4 protein-coding genes are annotated in these 2,281 nt (G+C 69.2%); 3 read left to right on the forward strand and 1 reads right to left on the reverse strand.

The features are described from left to right. A partial coding sequence (locus EQG76_RS06405) for a DMT family transporter (protein ID WP_235031230.1) occupies positions 1 to 936 on the forward strand: 936 nt, incomplete at its 5' end. On the opposite strand, the gene EQG76_RS06410 is transcribed toward EQG76_RS06405, so the two are convergent. Continuing rightward, positions 918 to 1,193 carry a GNAT family N-acetyltransferase gene (locus EQG76_RS06410; protein ID WP_159711663.1) on the reverse strand — a complete coding sequence of 92 codons (276 nt, stop codon included), beginning with the start codon at positions 1,191 to 1,193 and terminating at the stop codon, positions 918 to 920. The two genes, EQG76_RS06405 and EQG76_RS06410, sit on opposite strands and share 19 nt — an antisense overlap. A 116-nt stretch (positions 1,194 to 1,309) precedes the next feature. On the opposite strand from EQG76_RS06410, the gene EQG76_RS06415 reads away from it, so the two are divergent. Both EQG76_RS06415 and EQG76_RS06420 read left to right on the forward strand, forming a co-directional pair. Beyond that, a complete protein-coding gene (locus EQG76_RS06415; protein ID WP_159711665.1) occupies positions 1,310 to 1,615 on the forward strand; it encodes a monooxygenase in 306 nt (101 codons plus the stop codon). A 61-nt stretch (positions 1,616 to 1,676) separates the two neighbouring features. Then, a partial coding sequence (locus tag EQG76_RS06420; protein WP_159711667.1) for a LysE/ArgO family amino acid transporter occupies positions 1,677 to 2,281 on the forward strand: 605 nt, incomplete at its 3' end.

Raw genomic sequence — 2,281 nt, forward strand, 5'->3', positions numbered from 1 at the left:
GGGCAGATGGCGGACGGGATGGTGCGGGATCAAGCCGATTGGTTCGAACGGGCGACGCCGTTCTTGTTCCTGCTCCTGTGGAGCGGCGGCTATGTCGCGGGCCGGCTTGGCATCGTCGACAGCACGCCGATCACCCTGGTCGCGATCCGCTTCGTCCTGGCCGCCGGCCTGTTCGTCCTGATCGCCTGGCTGATGGGTGCGCGCTGGCCCCGCCCGGCCGCGATGGGCTGGATCGCGCTGGTGGGCCTCCTGAACCAGGGCCTCTACTTCACCTTCGCCTATCTAGCGTTCGACGAGGGGATCGGTGCCGGCACCGCGGCGCTGATCAGTGCGCTGCAGCCGGTCATCACCGCCTGCGTGGCGCTGCCGCTCCTGGGCGAGCGGGTCCGGGTCCACCAATGGCTGGGGCTGGTGCTGGGCTTTGCCGGGGTGACCCTGGTGATCTGGAACAAGCTGGAGCTGGGCCTTGGCACGGCCGCCGGCGTGGCCTGGGCGGCGGCCAGCGTCCTGTCGATCACCGTCGGCACGCTCGTGCAGAAGCGGTTCTGCCCGGTGTTCGACCTGTGGACCGGCGGTGCGGTCCAGTATCTGGCGGCAGCCGCCTTCACCATCGCGGCCGTCCTCGTCTCCGAAACGCCGAGCGTGAACCCGACCTTCAGCTTCGTCCTGGTCATGGCCTACCTGGTGATCGGCAACTCGGTGATCGCGGTCAGCCTGATGAACCTGATGATCCGCAAGGGCGAGGCGGCCAGGGTCACCAGCCTGCTCTACCTGGTGCCGGGCGGGGCGGCGGCGCTGGCCTGGCTGATCCTGGGCGAGACCTTCTCGCCGCTGGCGCTGGCGGGGCTCGCCGTCGCTGCCTTCGGCGTGTGGCTGGTCATGGGCCAGCGGGGCCGCCGTGCGCCGGCGCGGCGGGGTCAGGCCACTAAGTCCTGATGCTCCCGATGGCGCCGGAGCCAGGCGGCCGCATAGGAGCAGAACGGCCGCAGCTTCAGCCCGTCCCGGCGCGCGACCCTCGTCAGTTCCTCCATGAGCCGCCCGGCGGCGCCCGTGCCCCGCAGGGCCGGATCGGCCTCGACATGGGTGATGACGAGCATGCCGTCCCTACGGCGGTAGTCGGCGAAGACCAGCTTGCCGTCCTCCTCCAGCTCGAACCGGCCCCTTGTCGCGGCATCCTGAAACGTCGTGCCCATGATCGGCTGAAGCGGTGGTCGGCCCCTGCGGTTCCCCCGGGGGTTGGCGCCTCGCGCGATCGGGAGCATCCTTTCGTCTGGGAGCGATCACCACATCATTCTTTCCGGTGATGACGATGAACTACATGATGCTCGTGTTCGACTTTCCGTATGACGGCCCCTGGGGGGACGAGATGGCGACCGCTTCGCAGGGACTTGCGGAGGACATCTCGACCGAGCAGGGCCTGGTGTGGAAGATCTGGACCGAGAACCGGCAGACCAAGCGCATCGGCGGCGTCCATCTGTTCAACGACCGGGATGCGGCGCTGCGTTTCAGGGACAAGCATCTGGCCAGGCTGAATTTGCTGGGCTTGAAGGAGATCTTCGCCCAGGTCTACGAGGTCAACCAGAAGCTGTCGCAGATCACCCGGGCACCGATCTGATCGTCCAGGTGGTGCGGGCGAGGCGACCGGGACCAACGTTTCAGCCGCACCACCGACCTTCATGCCCTCTTCCCTCCTGTCGGCGGCCCTGCAGGGGCTGGCACTCGGCTTCGGCCTGATCGTCGCGATCGGCGCCCAGAACGCCTATGTGCTGCGCTGCGGCCTAGCGCGTCGCCATGTCCTGCCGGTGGTCCTGCTATGCGCCTGTTCCGACGCCGTGCTGATCGCCGCCGGCTGCTTCGGCCTCGGCACGCTGATCGGCGGCTCACCGGGCCTCCTGCGCTTGGTGGCCGCCGGGGGTGCCGCCTTCCTCGCTTGGTATGGCATCCAGGCGCTGCGCCGCAGCGTCGCACCGGGCGCACTCGACGCCGCGGCCGCCGTGCCTGTCTCGCGTGCCGCGGCCCTGGCTGCCGCGGCCGCCTTCACCTGGCTGAACCCGCACGTCTTCCTGGACACGGTGGTCCTGGTCGGCGGGATCTCCGCCCGGTTCCAGGGCGAGGACCGGCTGTCGTTCGCCACCGGTGCCGCAGCCGTGTCCTTCATCTGGTTCGCGCTGCTGGGCTTCGGCGCCAGGGTCCTCACGCCCTTGTTCGCACGCCCGCTCGCCTGGCGCATCCTCGACCTCCTGATCGCGCTGATCATGTTCGCGATCGCCTCGCCGCTCGC

The organism is Geminicoccus flavidas (assembly GCF_009806515.1).
Classification (GTDB): Bacteria; Pseudomonadota; Alphaproteobacteria; order Geminicoccales; family Geminicoccaceae; genus Geminicoccus; species Geminicoccus flavidus.